This window comes from Pseudoduganella lurida, assembly GCF_007830455.1.
Lineage (GTDB): Bacteria > Pseudomonadota > Gammaproteobacteria > Burkholderiales > Burkholderiaceae_D > Rugamonas > Rugamonas lurida.
This window is the reverse complement of the sequence record NZ_VLLB01000006.1, coordinates 90,594-112,205: the sequence shown is the minus strand read 5'-3', so window position 1 is coordinate 112,205 and position 21,612 is coordinate 90,594. Positions and strand designations below refer to the sequence as shown.

The following is a 21,612-nucleotide window of genomic DNA, read 5'->3' as shown; positions in this document are numbered from 1 at the left end:
CGGGACGCGTGCAGTGACGGGAGCAGCACCATGCTCGGGTTGCCGCACCCGCACGCCGGCATGAACTCCGCAGCGCGGGCCGAGGCATTACAATATTGGCTCTTTTACCTGCCCGAGAACCCGAACATGGCCGTCAATTCCCCCATCCCCGTCGCCGCCGAGCTGAAACCCGTCAACGGGATCGAGATCGGCTATGCCGAAGCGGGCATCAAGAAACCGAACCGCAAGGATGTGCTGGTGATGAAGCTGGCCGAAGGCGCCACCGTGGCCGGCGTGTTCACGCTGAATCGCTTCTGCGCCGCGCCCGTGCAGATCTCGAAGGACAACCTGGCGGCCGTGAAGGCCGGCGGCAAGCCGATCCGCGCGCTGCTCGTCAACACGGGCAATGCCAATGCCGGCACCGGCGAAGCGGGCCTGGCCAATGCGCGCGCCACGCTCGATGCGCTGGCGCCGCAGCTGGGCATCGATGCGCAGCAGATCCTGCCGTTCTCCACCGGCGTCATCCTGGAGCCGCTGCCGGTCGAGAAGATCAAGGCGGGCCTGCCGGCCGCGGTCGCGAACCTGAAGGCTGACAACTGGTTCAACGCCGCGGAAGGCATCATGACGACGGACACGCAGCCGAAGGCCGGCTCGCGCACCGTCACGATTGCCGGCCACACCGTCACGCTGACGGGCATCAGCAAGGGCGCGGGCATGATCAAGCCGAACATGGCGACCATGCTGGGCTACCTGGCGTTCGACGCGAAGGTGGCGCAGCCGGTGCTGGAAGTGCTGGTGAAGGAAGCGGCCGACCAGTCGTTCAACTGCATCACGATCGATGGCGACACGTCGACCAACGATTCCTTCATCCTGGTCGCCACCGGCGCCGGCACGCTGGAGGTCGATTCGGTCGATTCGGCCGAATACCGCGAACTGGCAGCCGCCGTCACGGAACTGTCCGTCTTCCTGGCCCAGGCCATCGTGCGCGACGGCGAGGGCGCCACCAAGTTCATCACCATCACCGTCGAAGAGGGCGAGTCGGTGGAAGAGTGCCGCAAGATCGCCTACTCGATCGGCCACTCGCCGCTGGTGAAGACGGCGTTCTTCGCCTCCGACCCGAACCTGGGCCGCATCCTGGCCGCCATCGGTTATGCCGGCGTGGAACTCGATGTCGCGAAGATCAACATGTGGCTGGACGATGTGTGGGTGGCCAAAGACGGCGGCCGCAATCCGGACTACCGGGAAGAAGACGGCCAGCGCATCATGAAGCAGAGCGAGATCACCGTGCGCGTGAAGCTGGCGCGCGGCGCCGCTGCGGCCACCGTGTACACCTGCGACCTGTCGCACGACTACGTGTCGATCAACGCGGACTACCGTTCCTGATGGCCGGACTCGAAGACTTCCTGCTGCGCGCCGAGCGGGTGCTCGCCCGCGTCGAGGCGCTGCTGCCGCCGGCCATGCCGGCGCCGGACTGGGACGCGGCGTTTGCATTCCGCTGGCGCAAGCGCAGCGGTGTCATGGGTGCAACCTCGGGCTGGCTGCAGCCGGTGGCGCATGCATCGAAGATCAGCCTCGAAGATCTGCACAACGTCGCGACGCAGAAGGCGCAGATCGAGCAGAACACGCGCCAGTTCGTGGAAGGCCGCCCGGCCAACAACGTGCTGCTGACGGGCGCGCGCGGCACCGGCAAGTCCTCGCTGATCAAGGCCTGCCTGAACGGCTTTGCCGACCGCGGGCTGCGCCTGATCGAAGTGGACAAGGCGGATCTGGCCGACCTGCCGGACATCATCGACCTCGTTGCCGGCCGGCCCGAGCGCTTCATCGTGTTCTGCGACGACCTGTCGTTCGAGGAAGGCGAGAGCGGCTACAAGGCGCTGAAGGTGGCGCTGGACGGCTCCATCACCGCGCAGTCGGACAATGTGCTGATCTACGCGACGTCGAACCGCCGCCACCTGCTGCCGGAGAAGATGTCCGAGAACATGAGCTACAAGCACGACGAGGACGGCGACCTGCATCCCGGCGAGACGGTCGAGGAGAAGATCTCGCTGTCCGAACGCTTCGGCCTGTGGCTGTCGTTCTATCCGTTCAAGCAGGACGACTACCTGGCCATCGTCGGCCACTGGCTGGCGTCGTTCGGCTGCACGCCCGAGCAGATCGCGGCAGCCCGCGGCGATGCGCTGCGCTGGGCGCTGCAGCGCGGCTCGCGTTCCGGCCGCGTGGCCTGGCAGTTCGCCCGCGACCATGCGGGCAAGATGCCATGACGGAGGCGCATCTATCCACGCAGCCGGTCGATGTCGCTGTCGGCATCCTGATGAAACCGAACGGTGACGTGCTGCTGGGCCAGCGCCCGGCCGGCAAGCCGTATGCGGGCTACTGGGAATTCCCGGGTGGGAAAGTCGATCCGGGCGAGACCATCTTCCAGGCGCTGCAGCGCGAGTTCATGGAAGAACTGGGGATCGCCGTGCTGTCGGCGGAGGAGTGGTGCGGGGTGGAGCACGTGTACGAGCACGCGCACGTGCGGCTGCACTTTTTCATCAGCCGGGAGTGGCGCGGGGAGCCGCAAAGCCTGGAGGGTCAGGCCTTTGCCTGGCAGGGCGAGTTCAGCGTGGAGCCGCTGCTGCCGGCCACCATCCCTCTGCTGCAGTGGATCGAACGAAAATAGGGACAGACCCCATTTTTCAAGAAACATTTCCTGAAAAATGGGGTCTGTCCCCATTTTTTCGGCAATTACTGCTTGCCTTCATCCAGCGGATCGTCGAGCGGATCGGTCGGTGCACCGCCGGGTATCGTGTATTTCTCCTCGGCCCAGGCGCCCAGATCGATCTGCTTGCAGCGTTCGGAACAGAAGGGGCGGTATTTGTTTTTCTCGCTCCACTCCACTTTTTTACCGCAGGTAGGGCAATCGACAACGGTTGGCATATCAAAAACGTTTTTCAGAATTAATCAGAAACTGCACAGCGTCAGTTCGAACGGCACGTCCTCTTCCAGCGGTTTCGGCTTGCAGTCGCCGCCCTGGCTGGTAAAACGCACCCATAGCATGTATTTGTTGGCCGACATTTCGGGAATGGCGCCGAACGCGCCATCCACCGTCAGCCGCAGCATCTGGAAGACCTTCCCCTGCAACATCTGCTGGTAACTGCCGGCATTTGCGATCATTTTCTTGGCCGCGCCGGAATTGCGCAGCAGCCGCAGGATGAGGGACAGGGCATCGCACAGCGGTGCCAATGGCGCGAACCAGGTGGCGATGTCGGCATAGCGCTGCTCGAACGAGCGCTGCTGCCAGGCGTAATAGGACGGCAGGTCGAATTCGCAGGCGCCGCCAGGAATGATGGTACGGCCGCGGATGCTCATCAGCCACTCGTTGTCGCGCACGTTCTGGCCCGTCTTGCCCTGCGTGGCCACGAGGGCGGTGGCGGCACTGTCGAGTTCTTCCAGGATCGCGTCCAGCATTTCCGTCTGCACGGCGGGGTTGCTGCGGTAGCCCATCAGCGTCTGCTTCTGGCGCTCCAGTTCCTGCAGCAGGTCCGATTTCAGGTCGGCGCGGCCGGCCACTTCCAGCATGTCGAAGATCGTGGCCAGTGCCACGTGGTGCTGCATCGGGTGATCCTGGTGCACAAAAAACTTGAACTTCTCGTACAGGTCCTCCAGGCGCAATAACGTACGTATGCGCTCGTTGAAAGGATATTCATAAACGATCAAAGCAAATCCTCGTTGGTAGACCTGAAATATTCTCGTGATTCTGAACCATGCGAGGCAAAATTACAAACGTTGTTAATCGTTTCTTACTTTTCCTTCAGCGCATATTAAGTAACGGCTGTGCAGCCGTTCGATCTGGGGCGGCAGCGCGGCAATCGCCCCGCCGTTGTCGACGATATCGTCCGCCGCCGCCAGCCGGACCTGCCGCGGTGCCTGTGCCGCCATGATCGCCTGCACCTGCGCTTCCGGCAGGCCATTGCGTGCGATGACCCTCTCCAGCTGCAGCGCTTCCGGGCAGTCGACCACCAGCACGCGGTCCACGCGGCTCTTCCAGGTGCCCGATTCCACCAGCAGCGGAATATCGAAGATCACGTAAGGGCCGGTGCCCAGCAGGCTCTCGGCCAGCACGGCGTCGCGGATCATCGGGTGCAGGATGCCTTCCAGGCGTCGCTTGGCGGCGGGATCGGCAAACACCAGCGCGCGCATCTTCGCACGATCGAGGGCGCCGGCGGCATCGGCAAAGCCGTCCCCGAATGCGGCCAGCACGGCGGGCATCGCGGCGCCGTGCGGTGCGGTGAGGCCGCGCGCGATCCGGTCCGTGTCGACGATATCGACGCCCCGTTCGGCGAACAGGCGCGCCACGGCGCTCTTGCCGCTGCCGATGCCGCCCGTCAGGCCGACGGTGAAGCGGGTGCCCGTCATGGCCGGCCTCAGGTGCCGGTGAGGAAGGACTGCGTGAAGGCGGCGATCGGCGCGCCGAACAGCAGCGCGATCAGGCCGGCCGCGGCCAGGTAGGGACCGAACGGGATCGGATTGTCGCGGCCCCGCTTGGCGAACACGATCAGGCTGATGCCGACGATGGCGCCGACGATGGAGGACAGCAGGATGATCGTCGGCAGCATCGTCCACCCCAGCCATGCGCCCAATGCCGCCAGCAGCTTGAAGTCGCCGTAGCCCATGCCCTCCTTGTTGCGCAGCAGCTTGAAGGCCCAGTAGACGGACCACAGCACCAGGTAGCCGGCCGCTGCGCCGATCACCGCGTCGCGCAGCGGCACGAAGGTGCCGTTCAGGTTCACCAGCAGGCCGGCCCACAGCAGCGGATACGTCAGGTCGTCCGGGAGCAGCTGCGTGTCGAAGTCGATGAAGGTCATCGCGATCAGCAGGTAGGCAAACAGCAGCGTGGCCAGGCCCGTCCAGCCGCTGCCGAACTGCCAGACCAGCACGGCGGACAGCGCGCCCGTGAATGCTTCGATCAGCGGATAGCGCGCCGGGATCTTCGCCTTGCACCGGCTGCACTTGCCGCGCAGCGCCAGCCAGCTGATGACGGGGATGTTCTCCAGCGCCGTGATCTGGTGGCCGCAATGGCCGCAGCGCGAGCGGGGCGTCATCAGGTTGAAGCGGTCCGTGTGCGGCAGCGGCTGGCCGCTTTCGCTGGCCACGTAGTTGTCGGACTCGCGCTGCATCATGACCGGAATGCGGTAGATGACGACGTTCAGGAAGCTGCCGATCAGCAGGCCGAAGATGCCGGCGATGATGGCGGCGGGCAGGTAGGCGGGCGGCGAAAACAGGAAGAGGGCTTCGGACATGGCGTGGGCGGTTCGTTATGGCGCGGCGGACAGCGCGTGCTGCCCGCCCCTGGATTGAGGCGCAGCTTACACCACCGAGCCCAGTTTGAAGATCGGCAGGTACATCGCCACCACCAGGCCGCCGATCAGCACGCCCAGGATGACCATGATGGCCGGCTCCATCAGCGACGACAGCGAGGCCACCGCCTCGTCCACTTCCTCCTCGAAGAAGTCGGCGACCTTGCCCAGCATGCTGTCGAGCGCGCCGGATTCCTCGCCGATCGCCACCATCTGCGTGACCATGTTGGGGAACACTTCCACGTTCTGCATCGCCACCGTCAGGCTGGTGCCCGTGGAGACCTCGTTCTGGATCTTGCGCGTGGCCTCCAGGTAGACGGCATTGCCGGAGGCGCCGCCCACGGAGTCGAGCGCTTCCACCAGCGGCACGCCGGCCGCGAACATCGTGGCCAGCGTGCGCGTCCAGCGGGCGATCGTGGCCTTGCGGATCACGTCGCCGAAGACCGGCAGCTTCAGCAGCAGCCGGTCCATCGCCTGCTGCATCTTCAGCGAGCGGCGCCAGGCCTGGAAGAAGAAGTAGATGCTGAAGAACAGGCCGCCGAAGATCAGGTACCACCAGTTGACGAAGAATTCCGAGATCGCCATCACCACCAGCGTGGGTGCCGGCAGGTCGGCGCCGAAGCTCGTGAACACTTCCTTGAAGGCGGGGACCACCCAGATCATGATCACGGCCGTGACGATGAACGCCACCGCCAGGATCGCGATCGGATACGTCAATGCCGACTTGATCTTGGCCTTCATGGCCAGCGTCTTCTCCTTGTAGATCGCCAGGCGGGTCAGCAGGTCTTCCAGGATGCCGGCCTGTTCGCCGGCGCCCACCAGGTTGCAGAACAGCGGGTCGAAATACAGCGGGAACTTGCGGAACGCCTGGTTCAGGCTGGTGCCCGTCTCGATGTCCGAGCGCAGGTCCAGGATCAGCTTCGACACGGACGGATTCGAGTGGCCCTTGCCGACGATGTCGAACGACTGCAGCAGCGGCACGCCGGCCTTCATCATCGTGGCCAGCTGGCGCGTGAACAGCGAGATGTCCTTCTCCGTCACCTTGCGCCCGGAGCGGTACACCTTCTTCTTCACCTTGGTGACCATGATGCCCTGGCGCCGCAGCGTCACGTTCACCACTGCCTCGCCGCCAGCGCGCAGTTCGCCGCGCACCGTCTTGCCGGTCTTGTCCTTGCCTTCCCAGGCGAAGATGGATTCCTTCACGCCCGAATCCCGTGCCCTGATCGCGTTTGCCATATGTGTTCCCGTGTTCTTCCTACTCGTTCGTGCAGCCCAGGACTTCCTCGAGGCTCGTCAGGCCCGCCTTCACCTTCACGAGGCCGGACTGGCGCAGCGTCTTGACCCCTTCCGTTGCCGCCTGCGCGGCGATCTGCATCGCGTTGCCGTGCGCGAGGATCAGCTTCTCGATCGCCGGCGTGATCGGCATGATCTGGTAGATGCCCACGCGGCCCTTGTAGCCGGTACCGTTGCAGCGTTCGCAGCCCACCGGGCCGTAGGGTTTCCAGCTGCCGTCCAGTTCATCGGAGCGGAAGCCCGCCGACAGCAGCCGGTCGGTCGGCACGTCGGCCGGCTGCTTGCAGGTGCACAGCCGCCGTGCCAGCCGCTGCGCCGTGATCAGGATGACGGAGGAGGCGATGTTGAACGGCGCCACGCCCATGTTCATCATGCGCGTGAGCGTCGACGGCGCGTCGTTGGTGTGCAGCGTGGAGAACACCATGTGCCCCGTCTGCGCTGCCTTGATGGCGATGTCCGCCGTTTCGAGGTCGCGGATCTCGCCGACCATGATGATGTCCGGATCCTGGCGCAGGAAGGACTTCAGCGCGACGGGGAAGGTGAGGCCCGCCTTGTCGTTCACGTTCACCTGGTTCACGCCGGGCAGGTTGATCTCGGCCGGGTCTTCCGCCGTGGAGATATTGATGCCCGGCTTGTTCAGGATGTTCAGGCAGGTGTACAGCGACACGGTCTTGCCCGACCCCGTGGGCCCCGTGACGAGCACCATGCCGTACGGGCGCGCGATCGCGTCGAGCAGCAGCGCGCGCTGGTCCGGCTCGTAGCCCAGCGAATCGATGCCCATCTGCGCCTGCGTGGCGTCGAGGATCCGCATCACGGTCTTCTCGCCGAACAGCGTGGGCAGCGTGGAGATGCGCAGGTCGATGGTCTTGGTGGGCGAGACGATCAGCCGCATGCGGCCATCCTGCGGCACGCGCTTTTCCGAGATGTCCAGCTTGGCCAGCACCTTGATGCGCGAGACCAGCTTGTCCTTGATGGCGATCGGCGGCTGGGCATGCTCGATCAGCACGCCGTCGACCCGGAAGCGGATGCGGTAGAACTTCTCGAACGGTTCGAAGTGCAGGTCGGAGGCGCCCATGTTCACGGCGTCCATCAGCATCTTGTTCAGGAAGCGCACGATCGGCGCATCCTCCACGTCGGTGGCCGGGGCTTCCTGGGACGCCGCTTCCTGTTCCTCCGCGAACTGGATCTCGCCTTCCTCGCCGGCCAGCTCGCCGATCAGCTGCTCGCTGCTTTTCGACAGTTCGTGCAGCAGGCGCACCAGCGCGTCGTGCGCCACGATCACGGGTTCGACGGAGGACTCGGTGTGGAACTTGATCTGGTCGAGCGCCTGCGTGTTGGTGGGGTCCGAGATCGCCACCGACATCTTGTTGCCGCGCTTGGCCAGCGCCACCACGCGCTGGCTCTGCATCAGCTTCGGGTCGATGATCTTGGCGGGCAGCGCGGCGAAGCTGAACGCGTGCAGGTCCATCATCGGGTAGGCGAAGGTTTCGGAACAGAACACGGCGAGATCGTGCGGGCCGATGCTGCCGCTGGCCAGCAGCACGTCGATGAAGGGCAGCTTGTCGGCGACGGCCTTGCGCTGCAGGGCGTCCGCCTGCGGGGCCGTGAGGCGGCCCGCCTGCATCAGGGCACGCGCCAGGCCTGGTATGGGAGCGCCTGCCGCCGTATTGGGTTGGACTGCTGCCATAGCGGGGGAACCGGATCAAAGGAGTCGCCATGAAGATTGCAGCGACGGAAGGGCGACAAAGCGCCCCAACAATCAATGATGCCCGCGAGCATCACCTTTGTAAAGCGAAGTTCCGTTCAGTGCTGTCGCAATTTAACGACTTTGACGGATTGATTTTGCACTTTTACAACCTCGATGATGCAATCGTCAACCCGCACGCTGGTGGGCGCGTCCGGAATGTCCTGCAGGTATTCCAGCAGCAGGCCGTTCAGCGTCTTCGGGCCGTCGAGCGGGAAGTGTAATCCGAGCCGCTTGTTGATGTCGCGCAGCGCCGTGGCGCCGTCCAGCAGGCATTCGCCGCCGTTCCAGCCAAAGCTCTCCGCGCTGGACTCGGCCGGCGTGGACGACGTGGTGAACTCGCCGATCATTTCCTCGATGATGTCGTCCAGCGTGACGAGGCCCTGCACCTCGCCGTACTCGTCGACGATGATGGCCAGCCGCTCGCGGTGCTCCTGGAAGTGCTGCAGCTGGGCCAGAGCGGCCGTGTCCTGCGGGATGAAGTAGGGCGCGGACAGCAGCGCGCGGAAGCGGGCGAGATCCGGCTCGCCGGTTTCGTCCAGCAGCGCCAGCGCCTTGCGCACGTGCAGGATGCCGGTGATCTGGTTGATCTCGCCATCGTAGACGGGCAGCTTGTTGTGCCGGCAGGCGGCCAGCTGCTGGCGGATCGTGGCGAGCGGTGCGGCCAGGTTCAGCGCCTCGATCTGGGCGCGGGGCGTCATCACGTCCTCGACGGAGATCTGGTCCAGGTCGAACAGGTTGAGCAGGATGCTGCGGTGCTTCTGCGGCATGAAGTTGCCCGCTTCCAGCAGCACGGAGCGCAATTCGTCCGCCGTCAGCCCCGATTCATGGGGATTGCCGGCCGGCTTGACGCGGAACAGGCGCAACAGCGTTTCGACGAACAGGTTGACGAACCAGGTGAGCGGCTTGGCCGCGCGCAGCAACGGACGCAGGATGAAGCTGGCCGGCAGCACCAGCTGGTCCGCATAGCGCGCGCCGATGATCTTCGGCGCGATCTCCGCCACCACGATCAGCAGGAAGACCACGATGCCGATCGCCACGAGGATCACGTGCTCGTCCAGCCCGAACTGGGTGATGGCGATGGCGGTGACCAGCGCGATCGCCATTGCATTGAGCAGCGTGTTCGCGATCAGCACCAGCGACAGCAGGCGCTCGGTGCGCTCCAGCAGCCACAGCGTGGCAATCGCGCGGCGGCTGCCCCGTTTGGCCTCGTGGCGCAGGCGGAACTTGTTGGCCGCCATCAGGGCGGTTTCGGCCATCGCGAAGAAGGCCGACAGGAAGATCAGGCAGGCGAGTGCAAGCAGCTGCACCCATAAGGGAATGTTGTCCAAGACATCGAAGGAATCGCGCGGAAACCGACCGCAGAGCGGCAAATTCTACGGTAACCCCCGACCCCGTGCAACCGCCGCCTCCTGCTGCTCAGCTCGTGTCACATGGTGGGGTCAGGCGTAGTGACACGCACTCGACAGTAGTGTGCCAAGATCCTGTGCAGCATAGGGAAGTGGGCCGGGCGAGCGCTTACGGCTGAGATTGTGTCACTACGCCTGACCCCGGGGTGTGACACGAGCTCGGCTGTATCAGCTGCCGCGGTAGGTGGAGTAGGACCACGGCGAGACGACCAGTGGCACGTGGTAGTTCTGGTCGGCGTGGGCGATGCCGAAGGCGATCGTGACGGTGTCGATGAAGCGCGGCGAGGGGAGGTCGACGCCCAGTGCGGCGAAGTAGTCGCCGGCGCCGAAGGCCAGCTCGTAGCGGCCCGGCCGCAGTGTGTCGCCTTCCAGCAGCGGGGTGGCGCAGCGGCCGTCCGCGTTGGTGACGTCTTCCCTGATCAACTGTCTGGCCCCGCCCTCGACGGCATACAAAGCGACCTTGACGCCGGCGCCAGGCCGGCCGTGGGCGGTGTCCAGCACGTGCGTGGTGAGTTTTCCCATATCGGATCCTTGATGTGACTATCGGAGCAATCTTATACCGCCGGGCACATTTCCCTATAATGTTGCGAATATGGACAAGCTTAGCGAGGGATGATGATCAGGACCGCTTCCGCCGGCCTCGTGCTGGCCGCCGCCACCATGGCCACCACTGCAGCCACCAACGCAGCCACCGAGGCAGCCCCCAACGCAGCCACCACCGCAGCCCCCACGGCCCACGCCGCGCCCGCCACCATCGTGCAGGTCGACGGCGGCCGCATCGAAGGCACGCTCGAGGATGGCATCCGGGCCTTCAAGGGCATCCCGTATGCCGCGGCACCGGTCGGCACATTGCGCTGGCAGGCCCCGCAGCCCGTGCAGCCCTGGACGGGCGTGCGCTCCGCGGGCGCATTCGGCAACCGCTGCATGCAGCTGCCCCTGTATTCGGACATGGTGTTCCGCGCCGCCGGCATGAGCGAGGACTGCCTGTTCCTGAACGTGTGGGCGCCGGCCGATGCGACCAGGAAGAAGCTGCCGGTGCTGGTCTACTTCTACGGCGGCGGCCTGCAGACGGGCGACGGCTCCGAGCCCCGCTACGAAGGCGCGGCCATGGCGAAGGCGGGCATCGTCGCGCTGACGGTCAACTACCGTCTCGGCGTGTTCGGCTTCTTCGCCCATCCCGAACTGACGGCCGCCTCGCCCGACAAGGCTTCCGGCAACTACGGCCTGCTGGACCAGTCGGCCGCGCTGCGCTGGGTGAAGCGGAACATCGCCGCCTTCGGAGGCGATCCGGACCAGGTGACGATCGCCGGCGAATCGGCCGGCTCGTTCTCCGTCAGCGCGCAGATGGTGATGCCGATGTCGCGCGGCCTGTTCGCCCGGGCCATCGGCGAGAGCGGTTCGATCCTGGGCGGGCGCGGCACCACGCCGCTGGCCCGGGCGGAAGAACAGGGCACCGCCTTCGCGCGCCTGGTCGAAGCACCGACCCTGAACGACCTGCGCGCGCTGCCGGCCGACCGATTGCTGGAAGCGGCGCGCATGCCGGGTGCGCCCTGGTTCGGCATCGTGCAGGATGGCCATGCGATCGAGCGCGCCCCGCGCGACACCTTCGCCACGGGCCGCCAGGCGCGCGTGCCGCTGCTGGCAGGCTGGAACTCGGCCGAGCAGGGCGCCGCCGGCGTATTGGGCCAGGATGCGCCCACGCGCGAGAACTTCCAGGCCGCCCTGCGCCGGCTGTACGGCAATGACGCGGCCGAAGCGGCACGCGTCTACGACTACGACGTGAGCGACGCCGCGCGCGACCTGGCCGGCGACCGCTGGATCGTCCACGGCACCTGGAAGTGGATCGACCTGCATGCGAAGACGGCGCCGACCTGGCGCTACTATTATTCGCGGCCGCGGCCCGCCACGGTCGACGGCAAGCCCGCCGCCACGGGCGCCGCGCACTCGGCGGAAATCGAATACGCGATGAACAACCTGGCCGGCAATCCGGTCTACCGCTGGAGCGACGACGACCGCCAGGTGTCCCGCACGCTGCACGGCTACTTCGTCAACTTCATCCAGCACGGCGACCCGAACGGCAAGGGCCTGCCGAAGTGGCCCCGCGTGACGGATCCCGCGCCGAACGTGATGCGCATCGACGTGCAGTCCGGCGCCTACGACCCGCGCGACCGTGCCCGCTTCGAGTTCCACGACCGCCAGGCGGACCGACAGCCATGACCCTTCCTCCGCACTACCCGCGCGACCTCGCCGGCTACGGCCGCACGCCCCCGCACCCGCAATGGCCGGACGGCGCCCGCGTGGCGCTCCAGTTCGTGCTCAACTACGAGGAGGGCGGCGAGAACAGCGTGCTGCACGGCGACGCCGCCTCCGAGACCTTCCTGTCCGAGATCATCGGCGCGGCGCCGTTCGCGGCACGTCACATGAGCATGGAGTCGCTGTACGAATACGGTTCGCGCGCCGGCCTGTGGCGGCTGCTGCGCATCTTCGAGGACCGCAAGCTGCCGCTGACGGTGTTCGGTGTGTCGATGGCCCTGCAGCGCCATCCGGAAGCGGTGGCCGCGTTCCGCGAACTGGGTCACGAGATCGCCTGCCACGGCTTGCGCTGGATCTCGTACCAGAACATCGACGAAGCGACCGAGCGCGCCCACATGAAGGAAGCGGTGGACATCATCCGTGACCTGACGGGCAGCGCGCCGCAGGGCTGGTACACGGGCCGCGATTCGCCCAGCACGCGCAGGCTGGTGGTGGAGCACGGCGGCTTCCGCTACGACGCCGACTACTACGGCGACGACCTGCCTTTCTGGCAGCCGGTGGAACACACGGGCGCCGATGGCCGGCCGGCCGTCACGCAGCAGCTGATCGTGCCGTACACGCTGGACACCAACGACATGCGCTTCGCCGCCATGCAGGGTTTTAACAGCGGCACGCAGTTCTTCGACTACCTGAAGGATGCGTTCGACGTGCTGTATGCAGAGGGCGATCCGAACGGCCTGAATGCGCCGAAGATGCTGTCGATCGGCCTGCATTGCCGTATCGCCGGCCGGCCCGCACGGGCGGCATCGCTGGCCCGTTTCCTCGACTACGTGCAGGGCCATCCGAACGTGTGGATCACGCGCCGCATCGACATCGCCGAACACTGGCACCGGGTGCATCCGGCCCCATGAATCTGCAGCGCCAAAGAAAACGCCGCCGGGTCCTGCGACCGCGGCGGCGTGATGGCTGCGCTGTAGTGAAGATCAGCAGTGAAGATCGGCGCTGAAGATCAGCGCTGAAGAGCAGCGCTGAAGAGCAGCGCTGACGTTCAACGCAGAGCCAGGCAGCCCGGCCCGAAGGTGGTGAAGATCAGTGCTGCGCCAATGCCAGCCGGCCCGCGTTGCGCACCGCCGGTGCGGCGCCACCCAGCTTGAACACGGCCAGCGCGCTGCTCAGCTGCTCCGTCTGGTCCAGCAGCGACATGGCGGCGGCCGACGCTTCTTCCACCAGGGCGGAATTCTGCTGCGTCATGTCGTCGATGCTGGCGATCGCCTTGCCGATGTCGTCGATGCCTTCGCTCTGGCGCTGGCCCGCTTCGCTGATCTCGGCCATGATGTCGTGCACCTTCTTCACCGAGTCGACGATCTGGCCCATCGTGATGCCCGCTTCGTCCACCAGTGCGCTGCCGGCATTCACCTTGGCCACCGAGTCGCCGATCAGCTCCTTGATTTCCTTGGCGGCCGCCGCGCTGCGGTGTGCCAGGTTGCGCACTTCCGATGCCACGACGGCAAAGCCGCGGCCCTGCTCGCCGGCCCGCGCCGCTTCCACGGCCGCATTCAGCGCCAGGATATTGGTCTGGAACGCGATGCCGTCGATCACCGAGATAATCTCGACGATCTTGTGGGCCGAGGTATTGATCTCGCCCATCGTGGTGACCACGCCACCGACCACCTGGCCGCCGCGCGTGGCGATCGACGAGGCATTCATCACCAGTGCATTGGCCTGGTTGGCGTTGGCGGCGTTCTGGCGCACGGCGCCGGTCAGCTCGTCCATCGCGCGCGCGGTGCTTTCCAGGCTGCCCGCCTGCGATTCGGTGCGCGCCGCCAGGTCCGTGTTGCCGCTGGAGATTTCGGCGCTGGCGCCGGCGATCGTCTCGGCCGACGACTTGATGTCGGCCACCATGTTCGCCAGGCGGTCGCGCATTTCCTTCAGCGCGGCCAGCAGGCTGGTGCTGTCGGTCGGATGCGTATGGATGTCCATCGACAGGTCGCCGGCCGCCACGGCCGCGGCGATGTCGCGCGCATATTCCGGCTCGCCACCGAGCTGCTGCCAGATGGCGCGCACGACGAACCACGACACCAGCGCCAGGCTGAGGATCACGATCAGCGCGGCCAGCACCATCGTCGTCAGCACCTTGTTCACGCTGCGTTCGCTGTTGTCGATACCGGCCTTGAACTGGGCCTTGGCCGTTTCGTTGGTCTTCTGGAGGTCGGTGTTCAGCACGGCCAGCGCGCTCTGCATGCGGCCCACGGTCGCCTGCGGGTCGCCTTCTTCCATTTCAAGCATGATGCGCGCGGCCGACAGGGCCGGCGCGTAATACGCATCGAATTCCTTGGCCAGGCGTTCGCCGGTCTCGCGCTGGCCGTCGATGGCGGCCAGCTTGCCCAGGTTGGTGCGCAGCCTGGTGGCCTGTTCGCCCACGCTGGCGATGCGTGCCTTGTCGCCTTCGGTGACGGCATCGCGCAGGGCATCCGTGACGGCGCCCACTTCCAGCGCCAGTGACTTGCTCATGTCGAGCACCGGGTAGTCGACCCGTTCGGTGGTGCGGATCGACTCCAGCGCGCCGTTGGCGATGCTGGCGCTGACGGCGATGCCGAGACCGAAGATGACGGTGGAGATGACGGGCAGTGCCCAGATCCTGCGCTTGATACTCATGATGGTGTCCTGTTGTGACGAACCCGCCGTCCGGTGGCGCCGGACGGCGGGCTGTTTGCTACGGGGGCGTCGCTTGCGGCACCGACCTTACGGGGTCAGCACGACCTTGACGCTGGCATCCACGGCGCTCTTCTCGATGTAGCCGATGGCTTTCGGATTGGCGGCGATGGCCTTCTTGACGTCGGCGCTGCTGGCCACTTCCTTCGGCGGCGTGGCCTTGCCGGTGAAGACCAGCTTCGACCACAGGGCCTTGGCTTGCGCCGCTTCCTTGTCGGTGACCTTCTTGTAGAACTCGTTGCGCAGCGGCGAGCCGTCGGCTTGGTCGATCGGCGTGAACGCCGTCGATTTGCCCAGGAAGACGCTGGCGATCGTGTCCTTCGACACGGCTTCGCTGTTGGCGGCGTTGACCACCACCACCACCTCGGCAAAGGCCGGCGCGGCGGAAATCGTCATTACGGCCAGGACCGCGGTCATCATGCTTTTCATACGGTGCTCCTTAGAAGATGAAGTCGACTGCAACGGTGCCGACCGTGATGTCGCGGCTGAAACCCGGCGTCGCGTTGATCAGCAGGCCACGGCCGTTCTTCGGCGAGACGCGGTCGATCTGCACCTTCAGGTCTACCGAGCGGTACACGTCCCAGCGCAGGCCGATGCTGTTGGTGGACTGTTCGCCGCCACCGGAAGTGCGCATCGAATTGACGCCGGCCGACAGGGCCGCCAGCGTGGCGCGGCAGGCTGCCGGGTAGCCGGCAGGGCAGGCGCCCGGCACGGTGTTGGTCACGTTGCTGTCGATCGACACCTTGGCGTGCGTGTAGTACGGCGTGAACTTGCCGATGCGGTAGCCGCCCATCACGTACCACGAGGTGGTGTCGGCCAGGAAGCCGTCGGTGCGGCGCTTGGCGAATTCGCTCTGGCCGATGAAGTTGTTCCAGTCCACGGCCAGGCCGAGCGACGTGAACGAGGCTTTCTTGTCCTTCAGTTCCAGGTCGCTGGCCAGCTGGTTCAGCACCGGCAGGCGGTAGCCGGTACCGGCCGCGCGTAGGGACGTGTACAGGCCTTCCAGGGTCGGCGAGCCGTCCAGCGTGGCCCTGCCCTGGGTGTGGCCGAGGCGGGCCGTGAACGGGCCGTATTCCGCGACCAGGTTCACCGACGTCAGCTTCTTCAGGCGCATGCTCTGGCCGCCGACGATGTCGTTCTTGTTGGTGCCGAAGGACAGCTGGGCCGTCACGCTGGTCGGGCCGAAGCCGTGCTGCCAGATCGCGTCGATACCGTCGGTACCGTTGAACGGCACCTGCGAGTACATCTCCTGCGGCGGACGGATGAAGGTGTTTGCATAGCCCACGTTGCGGTATTCGGAGATCAGGAAGATCGGCGAACCGAGGCGGCCCACGCGCACGCTCAGCTCATCGGTGACCTTGGCCTTGGCGAAGGCCAGCGTGGCCTCGGCGCCGTATTCGTCCACGGCATCCTTGCGCACCAGGCCCTGGCCCGTCAGCGACAGCCAGCTGTTGATGGTGATGTCGGCCTGCAGGCCCAGGTTGGAATCGACGCCCGTGCGGGCATCCTTGCGGGCGCCGCTGGCCTGGTTGGCGCGCGCGAATTCCGCGTCGTCCGTGTTGGTGGCCGTCAGGGCGCCGGTGCCGAAGCCGCTGATCTTGACGGTCGGGCCGTCGCTGACTTCCTGCGCGTAGGCAGTGGAGATGGCCAGTGGCAGAACCAGCATGGCGGCAAGAATACGTGTTTTCATGAATGACCTATGACTCGGGAATGTTGGGAGAATCTGTTGCAACGACCGCGCAAGGCGCAATCATTTTTCGCGGATTTGGATTCTATCCATACGGAAACATCTGTCACAAGGGGATTCCATCAAAAGTAACAAGTGCCGGATCAAAGTGTTGTATCCAGGTGGAAAATAACCGTTAAAATGACGGTAAGTCATTGATTTCAATGCAAGTTGATATGTTTAGATTTGAATAGCACACATCATTTTTTGCATATATAGACCCGTGCCCGCCAGTGTTAACGTGATACGTTGGGAGAACACCGAGGCCATGATGTCCGAACCGATCCGTTTTTATTTCCGCGCTGCCGTGCATGAAGTGCAGGGCGTCGCCCCCACGCAGACCGTGCTGCAGCATCTGCGCGAGGACCTGCACTGCACCGGCACCAAGGAAGGCTGCGCCGAGGGCGACTGCGGCGCCTGCACGGTCGTCGTCGGCACGCTGGTGGACGGGCAGGTGGAACTGAAGGCCGTCAATGCCTGCATCCAGCCGCTGCCCACGCTCGATGGCAAGGCGCTGTTCACGGTGGAAGACCTGCAGCAGCCCGATGGCGCGCTGCACCCGGTGCAGCAGGCGCTGGTGGAATGTCACGGTTCGCAATGCGGCTTCTGCACGCCCGGCTTTGCCATGTCGCTGTGGGGCATGTACCTGAAGGTGGATGGCGCCCCCGCGCGCAAGGCGATCGACGACTGCCTGTCCGGCAACCTGTGCCGCTGCACGGGCTACCGGCCCATCATCGACGCGGCGCGCCGCATGACGGAGCTGCCGCGCGTGCAGTTCGACACGGCGGCACTGGCCGTGCAGCTGCAGGCCCTGCGGCGCGACAGCCTGTCCGTGTACGCCGCCCACGGCCAGGCGTTCTACGCGCCGCGCACGCTGGCGGAACTGGCGCAACTGCGCGCCATCCACCCCTCGGCCACGCTGCTGGCCGGCGCCACGGACGTGGGCCTGTGGATCACCAAGCAGATGCGCGCGCTGGGCGACATCGTCTACCTGGGCCATGTCGAGGCGCTGAAGTCGGTCGCCATCGATGGCGGCGTGGTGGAGATCGGCGCCGGCGTCACGCTGGAGGCAGCCTACACGGAGCTGTGCCGCCACTATCCGCAGGAACTGGGCGAGATGCGCCAGCGCTTCGCCTCGCTGCCGATCCGGAACGCGGGCACCCTCGGCGGCAATGTCGCCAACGGCTCGCCGATCGGCGATTCCATGCCGTGGCTGATCGCGCTGGGCGCCGAAGTGGTGCTGCATGCGGTCGACGGCGAACGCCGCCTGGCGCTGGAGGACTTCTACCTGGACTACATGAAGAAGGACCTGCGGCCCGGCGAATTCGTGCGCGCCGTGCGCGTGCCGCTGCCCCGTGCCGGCATCGCCTTCCGCACCTACAAGCTGGCCAAGCGCTTCGACCAGGATATCTCGGCCGTCTGCGCCGCGTTCGCGTTCCGGGTGGACGGCGCCACCATCGTGTCCGCCCGCATCGCGTTCGGCGGCATGGCCGGCACGCCGAAGCGGGCCGCTGCCGCCGAAGCCCTGCTGGCTGGCCGCGCCTGGGACGAAGCGGCGCTGGACGCGGCAATGGCCGCGCTGGCGCAGGACTACGCGCCGCTGTCGGACATGCGCGCCTCCGCTGATTACCGCCTGCGCACGGCGCGGAACCTGCTGCGCCGCTTCTGGCTGGAGACGCGGCCCGATGCGCCGCTCGCGGCCCGCGATGTCAACGCCTTTGCTGCCTGAGGAGCGCGCCATGAACCATCCCGAGATGCCCAACCTGATGCCCGAAACCGCGACGAACGCTGACACCGGCTGGCGCGCCGTCGGCGTGTCCCGCCCGCACGAATCGGCCGAGCTGCACGTGCTGGGCCAGGCCACCTACACGGACGATATCCCCGAGCTGCAGGGCACGCTGCATGCCGCGCTGGGCCTGTCGAGCAAGGCGCACGCAAGGATTCTCGCGCTCGACCTGGCACCGGTGCGCGCGATGCCCGGCGTGGTGGCCGTGCTGACGGCCGCCGACATCCCCGGCACCAACGACTGCGGCCCGATCATCCACGACGATCCGATCCTGGTGACGGATACCGTGCAGTACATCGGCCAGCCGGTCTTCATCGTGGTCGCCGACACGCACACGAATGCGCGCCGCGCCGCGCGCCAGGCCAATGTCACGTACGAGGAACTGCCGGCCATCATCACGCCGCAGCAGGCAAAGGCCGCCGCTTCCTACGTGCTGCCGCCGATGCGGCTGGAGCGGGGCGATGCGCAGGCCGCGTTCGAACGGGCGCCGCATGTGGTGAAGGGCGAGCTGTTCGTCGGCGGCCAGGAGCAGTTCTACCTGGAAGGCCAGATCGCCTACGCGATCCCGAAGGAAAACCGCGGCATGCTGGTGCAGTGCTCCACGCAGCATCCGAGCGAGATGCAGCACGTGGTGGCGCATGCGCTGGGCCTGCACTCGCACCACGTCCAGGTGGAATGCCGGCGCATGGGCGGCGGTTTCGGCGGCAAGGAATCGCAGTCGGCCCTGTGGGCCTGCGGCGCGGCGCTGGCGGCCGCGCACCTGAAGCGCCCCGTGAAGCTGCGCGCCGACCGGGACGACGACATGCTCGTCACCGGCAAGCGCCACTGCTTCTGGTACGAATACGAGGCCGGGTACGACGACGAAGGCCGCATCGTGGCCGCGCGCGTGGACATGACGCTGCGCGCCGGCTACTCGGCGGACCTGTCCGGCCCCGTCGCCACGCGCGCCGTCTGCCACTTCGACAACTGCTACTACCTGTCGGACGTGGACATCCGCGCCGCCTGCGGGAGGACGAACACGCAGTCGAACACGGCGTTCCGCGGCTTCGGCGGGCCGCAGGGCGCCATCGCCATCGAATACGTGATCGACGAGATCGCCCGCAATCTCGGCAAGGATGCGCTGGATATCCGCACACTGAACTACTACGGCATCGACGAACGCAACCAGACGCCGTATGGCCAGGTGGTGGCCGGCAATGTGCTGCCCGAACTGACGGCCCAGCTGGAGCGGTCGAGCGAATACCGCACACGCCGCGCAGCGATCGATGCCTACAACGCCACCAGTCCCGTGCTGAAGAAGGGCCTGGCTCTGACACCCTTGAAGTTCGGCATCGCCTTCAATGTCACGCACCTGAACCAGGCCGGCGCGCTGGTGCATGTGTACGTGGACGGCTCCGTGCTCGTCAACCATGGCGGCACGGAGATGGGGCAGGGCGTCAACACGAAGGTGATGCAGGTCGTCGCCCATGAACTGGGCGTGGACCTGGCGCATGTGCGCATCACGGCCACCGACACGACCAAGGTCTCGAACACGTCCGCCACCGCCGCCTCGACAGGCGCGGACCTGAACGGCAAGGCCGCCCAGGATGCCGCCCGCCGCATCCGCGACCGCCTCGCCGCATTCGCCGTCACGCTGCTCGGTGGCGAGGCGGCCGACGTGCAGTTCCACGATGACGCGGTACACGTCAATGGCGGCAGCCTGCCGTTCGTGGAGGTGGTGCAGAAGGCCTACCTGAAGCGCGTGCAGCTGTGGTCGGACGGCTTCTATGCCACGCCGAACCTGAGCTGGGATGCCAAGTCGATGAACGGCAACCCGTTCTCGTACTATGCGTACGGCGCAGCCGTGTCGGAAGTGGTGGTCGACACGCTCACTGGGGAATGGAAGCTGCTGCGCGCCGATGCGCTGTACGATGCGGGCCGCTCGCTGAACCCGGCGCTCGACATCGGCCAGGTCGAGGGCGCCTTCATCCAGGGCATGGGCTGGCTGACCACGGAGCAGCTGTGGTGGAACGCCGCGGGCAAGCTGATGACGCATGCGCCGTCCACCTACAAGATCCCCGGCATCTCGGACTGCCCGGAAGATTTCCGCGTGCAGCTGTTCGACCAGCCGAACGTGGTCGACAGCATCCACCGCTCGAAGGCCGTGGGCGAGCCGCCGCTGCTGCTGCCGTTCTCCGTGTTCTTCGCCATCCGCGATGCCATCTCCGCCGTCGCCGGCCACCGCGTGAACCCGCCGCTGAACGCCCCGGCCACCAGCGAGGAGATCCTGCGCGCGATCGACGCCGTCACCGAAAACATTGCCTCGAAAATGGGGTCTGTCCCCATTTTTCAGGCAAGTCGTTGAATCATGAATGACTGGCTGAAGGAGATGCCCGGGCCGGCGGTGCTGGTCACGGTGGCGCGCGTGGAAGGTTCCGCGCCGCGCGAACCCGGCACGAAGATGCTGGTGACGGCGCACGCGCTGCGCGACACGATCGGCGGCGGCCATCTCGAGCTGCGCGCCATCGAGATTTCGCGCGCGATGCTGGCCAACGGCGCGGCGGCGGTGAAGTACCAGCGCTTCGGGCTAGGTCCCAGCCTGGGCCAGTGCTGCGGCGGCGTCGTGTGGCTGGCATTCGAGCCGGTGACGGCCGAACTCGCGCAGGTCATGACGACGCTGCGCACCAACCCGCGCACCGACTACTGGCGCCTTGCGGCGACCGAAGGCGCGCCGCGCAACGCCCTGTTCGATGCGGACGGCAACCTGGTCGCCGGCGATGCCGGCGCGCCGCGCACTTTCGCCCGCACGCGCAGCGCCATCGTCACCAAAGACGGCTGGCTGGTCGACCCGGTGCTCGCGCCGCGCGCGCATTTGGTGCTGTTCGGCGCGGGCCATGTCGGCGCCGCCATCGTGCGCGCGCTGGCCGGGCTGCCGTGCACCGTCACGTGGGTGGATGAACGCGATGCCATGTTCCCCGCTACAATGCCGGACAATGCCGCGATCGAAGCGACCGACACCCCGGAAGCCGTGGTCGCCCAGGCGCCGGCCGGCAGCAGCTATCTCGTGATGACCCACAGCCACGCGCTGGACGAGCGGCTGAGCGCCGCGATCCTGGCGCGTGCCGCGGACCGGGGCGATGTCGGCTGGTTCGGCCTGATCGGCTCGAAGACGAAGCGCCTGCAGTTCGAACGGCGCTTGCTGGCGCGGGGCTGCGACGCAAGGCAGATCGCCGCGATGGTCTGCCCGATCGGCCTGCCGGGCATCGTCGACAAGGCACCGGCCGTCATCGCCGCCTCCGTCGCCGCGCAATTACTGATGACCTGGGAAGCGCAGGCCCATGCCGCTGCCGCCTCCTTCGCCCAACGGCGCCCCGTCCTTCTAGAGAACTGAC

Annotated in this window: 19 protein-coding genes; 8 read left to right on the top strand and 11 right to left on the bottom strand. The window is 66.3% G+C overall.

The window, feature by feature from the left end; translation table 11 throughout:
* Positions 1–126: 126 nt before the first annotated feature.
* From argJ to IP91_RS17390, 3 genes are read left to right on the top strand one after another with little or no spacing between them, the layout of a single operon-like run.
* The gene (gene argJ, locus IP91_RS17400; RefSeq protein WP_145650361.1) at positions 127–1,362 is read left to right on the top strand and encodes a bifunctional glutamate N-acetyltransferase/amino-acid acetyltransferase ArgJ; all 1,236 of its coding nucleotides are present in this window, start codon (positions 127–129) and stop codon (positions 1,360–1,362) included.
* A complete protein-coding gene (locus IP91_RS17395) occupies positions 1,362–2,240 on the top strand; it encodes an ATP-binding protein (protein ID WP_145650360.1) in 879 nt (292 codons plus the stop codon). The genes argJ and IP91_RS17395 overlap by 1 nt, the downstream gene beginning before the upstream one ends.
* Positions 2,237–2,641, top strand: a complete 405-nt coding sequence (locus IP91_RS17390) for an NUDIX domain-containing protein (protein ID WP_145650359.1) — start codon at positions 2,237–2,239, stop codon at positions 2,639–2,641. The genes IP91_RS17395 and IP91_RS17390 overlap by 4 nt, the downstream gene beginning before the upstream one ends.
* Positions 2,642–2,706: 65 nt before the next feature.
* Here IP91_RS17390 and yacG read toward each other — a convergent pair whose 3' ends face one another.
* The 8 genes from yacG to uraH form a co-directional block, all read right to left on the bottom strand.
* Positions 2,707–2,898, bottom strand: a complete 192-nt coding sequence (gene yacG, locus IP91_RS17385) for a DNA gyrase inhibitor YacG (RefSeq protein WP_145650358.1) — start codon at positions 2,896–2,898, stop codon at positions 2,707–2,709.
* 24 nt (positions 2,899–2,922) lie between these two features.
* Positions 2,923–3,678 carry a cell division protein ZapD gene (zapD, locus tag IP91_RS17380; protein ID WP_145650357.1) on the bottom strand — a complete coding sequence of 252 codons (756 nt, stop codon included), beginning with the start codon at positions 3,676–3,678 and terminating at the stop codon, positions 2,923–2,925.
* Positions 3,679–3,750: 72 nt separating this feature from the next.
* On the bottom strand, positions 3,751–4,377 hold the full coding sequence (gene coaE, locus IP91_RS17375; RefSeq protein ID WP_145650356.1) for a dephospho-CoA kinase: 627 nt from the start codon (positions 4,375–4,377) through the stop codon (positions 3,751–3,753).
* An 8-nt stretch (positions 4,378–4,385) separates the two neighbouring features.
* Positions 4,386–5,261: a prepilin peptidase gene (locus IP91_RS17370; RefSeq protein ID WP_145650355.1), complete on the bottom strand. Its 876-nt coding sequence runs from the start codon at positions 5,259–5,261 to the stop codon at positions 4,386–4,388.
* A 66-nt stretch (positions 5,262–5,327) separates the two neighbouring features.
* Positions 5,328–6,554, bottom strand: coding sequence for a type II secretion system F family protein (locus IP91_RS17365; protein ID WP_145650354.1), 1,227 nt, complete (start codon positions 6,552–6,554; stop codon positions 5,328–5,330).
* Between the two features lie 19 nt (positions 6,555–6,573).
* Entirely contained in the window at positions 6,574–8,298 is a 1,725-nt protein-coding gene (gene pilB / locus IP91_RS17360; protein ID WP_145650353.1) for a type IV-A pilus assembly ATPase PilB, read from the bottom strand.
* 116 nt (positions 8,299–8,414) lie between these two features.
* Entirely contained in the window at positions 8,415–9,686 is a 1,272-nt protein-coding gene (locus tag IP91_RS17355; protein WP_145650352.1) for an HlyC/CorC family transporter, read from the bottom strand.
* A 246-nt stretch (positions 9,687–9,932) separates the two neighbouring features.
* On the bottom strand, positions 9,933–10,286 hold the full coding sequence (gene uraH / locus IP91_RS17350) for a hydroxyisourate hydrolase (protein WP_145650351.1): 354 nt from the start codon (positions 10,284–10,286) through the stop codon (positions 9,933–9,935).
* Between the two features lie 90 nt (positions 10,287–10,376).
* Between uraH and IP91_RS17345 the strand changes: the two genes are divergently transcribed.
* Complete coding sequence (locus IP91_RS17345; protein WP_229474586.1) at positions 10,377–11,981, top strand: carboxylesterase/lipase family protein; 1,605 nt, start codon at positions 10,377–10,379, stop codon at positions 11,979–11,981.
* A complete protein-coding gene (gene puuE, locus IP91_RS17340) occupies positions 11,978–12,928 on the top strand; it encodes an allantoinase PuuE (RefSeq protein ID WP_145650350.1) in 951 nt (316 codons plus the stop codon). The genes IP91_RS17345 and puuE overlap by 4 nt, the downstream gene beginning before the upstream one ends.
* A 178-nt stretch (positions 12,929–13,106) precedes the next feature.
* Here puuE and IP91_RS17335 read toward each other — a convergent pair whose 3' ends face one another.
* The 3 genes from IP91_RS17335 to IP91_RS17325 all read right to left on the bottom strand — a co-directional run bounded on the left by IP91_RS17335 (position 13,107) and on the right by IP91_RS17325 (position 16,419).
* Positions 13,107–14,672 carry a methyl-accepting chemotaxis protein gene (locus IP91_RS17335; RefSeq protein ID WP_145650349.1) on the bottom strand — a complete coding sequence of 522 codons (1,566 nt, stop codon included), beginning with the start codon at positions 14,670–14,672 and terminating at the stop codon, positions 13,107–13,109.
* 87 nt (positions 14,673–14,759) lie between these two features.
* Positions 14,760–15,158 (bottom strand): type 2 periplasmic-binding domain-containing protein, encoded by a 399-nt coding sequence (locus IP91_RS17330; RefSeq protein ID WP_145650348.1) that lies wholly within the window; start codon positions 15,156–15,158, stop codon positions 14,760–14,762.
* 10 nt (positions 15,159–15,168) lie between these two features.
* Entirely contained in the window at positions 15,169–16,419 is a 1,251-nt protein-coding gene (locus IP91_RS17325) for a hypothetical protein (protein ID WP_145650347.1), read from the bottom strand.
* 307 nt (positions 16,420–16,726) lie between these two features.
* Here IP91_RS17325 and xdhA point away from each other — a divergent pair, with 307 nt between their 5' ends.
* From xdhA to xdhC, 3 genes are read left to right on the top strand one after another with little or no spacing between them, the layout of a single operon-like run.
* Positions 16,727–18,184, top strand: a complete 1,458-nt coding sequence (xdhA, locus tag IP91_RS17320; RefSeq protein ID WP_145650579.1) for a xanthine dehydrogenase small subunit — start codon at positions 16,727–16,729, stop codon at positions 18,182–18,184.
* Between the two features lie 10 nt (positions 18,185–18,194).
* Positions 18,195–20,585, top strand: coding sequence for a xanthine dehydrogenase molybdopterin binding subunit (gene xdhB / locus IP91_RS17315; RefSeq protein WP_145650346.1), 2,391 nt, complete (start codon positions 18,195–18,197; stop codon positions 20,583–20,585).
* A 3-nt stretch (positions 20,586–20,588) separates the two neighbouring features.
* A complete protein-coding gene (xdhC, locus tag IP91_RS17310) occupies positions 20,589–21,611 on the top strand; it encodes a xanthine dehydrogenase accessory protein XdhC (protein WP_145650345.1) in 1,023 nt (340 codons plus the stop codon).
* Position 21,612: the final 1 nt, after the last annotated feature.

Excerpts from the sequence above, each read along its gene's own strand:
- argJ (WP_145650361.1), top strand. The coding sequence starts at position 127 with ATGGCCGTCAATTCCCCCATCCCCGTCGCCGCCGAGCTGAAACCCGTC.
- IP91_RS17395 (WP_145650360.1), top strand. The coding sequence starts at position 1,362 with ATGGCCGGACTCGAAGACTTCCTGCTGCGCGCCGAGCGGGTGCTCGCC.
- IP91_RS17390 (WP_145650359.1), top strand. The coding sequence starts at position 2,237 with ATGACGGAGGCGCATCTATCCACGCAGCCGGTCGATGTCGCTGTCGGC.
- yacG (WP_145650358.1), bottom strand. The coding sequence starts at position 2,898 with ATGCCAACCGTTGTCGATTGCCCTACCTGCGGTAAAAAAGTGGAGTGG.
- coaE (WP_145650356.1), bottom strand. The coding sequence starts at position 4,377 with ATGACGGGCACCCGCTTCACCGTCGGCCTGACGGGCGGCATCGGCAGC.
- IP91_RS17370 (WP_145650355.1), bottom strand. The coding sequence starts at position 5,261 with ATGTCCGAAGCCCTCTTCCTGTTTTCGCCGCCCGCCTACCTGCCCGCC.
- IP91_RS17365 (WP_145650354.1), bottom strand. The coding sequence starts at position 6,554 with ATGGCAAACGCGATCAGGGCACGGGATTCGGGCGTGAAGGAATCCATC.
- pilB (WP_145650353.1), bottom strand. The coding sequence starts at position 8,298 with ATGGCAGCAGTCCAACCCAATACGGCGGCAGGCGCTCCCATACCAGGC.
- uraH (WP_145650351.1), bottom strand. The coding sequence starts at position 10,286 with ATGGGAAAACTCACCACGCACGTGCTGGACACCGCCCACGGCCGGCCT.
- IP91_RS17345 (WP_229474586.1), top strand. The coding sequence starts at position 10,377 with ATGATGATCAGGACCGCTTCCGCCGGCCTCGTGCTGGCCGCCGCCACC.
- puuE (WP_145650350.1), top strand. The coding sequence starts at position 11,978 with ATGACCCTTCCTCCGCACTACCCGCGCGACCTCGCCGGCTACGGCCGC.
- IP91_RS17335 (WP_145650349.1), bottom strand. The coding sequence starts at position 14,672 with ATGAGTATCAAGCGCAGGATCTGGGCACTGCCCGTCATCTCCACCGTC.
- IP91_RS17330 (WP_145650348.1), bottom strand. The coding sequence starts at position 15,158 with ATGAAAAGCATGATGACCGCGGTCCTGGCCGTAATGACGATTTCCGCC.
- IP91_RS17325 (WP_145650347.1), bottom strand. The coding sequence starts at position 16,419 with ATGAAAACACGTATTCTTGCCGCCATGCTGGTTCTGCCACTGGCCATC.
- xdhA (WP_145650579.1), top strand. The coding sequence starts at position 16,727 with ATGTCCGAACCGATCCGTTTTTATTTCCGCGCTGCCGTGCATGAAGTG.
- xdhB (WP_145650346.1), top strand. The coding sequence starts at position 18,195 with ATGAACCATCCCGAGATGCCCAACCTGATGCCCGAAACCGCGACGAAC.
- xdhC (WP_145650345.1), top strand. The coding sequence starts at position 20,589 with ATGAATGACTGGCTGAAGGAGATGCCCGGGCCGGCGGTGCTGGTCACG.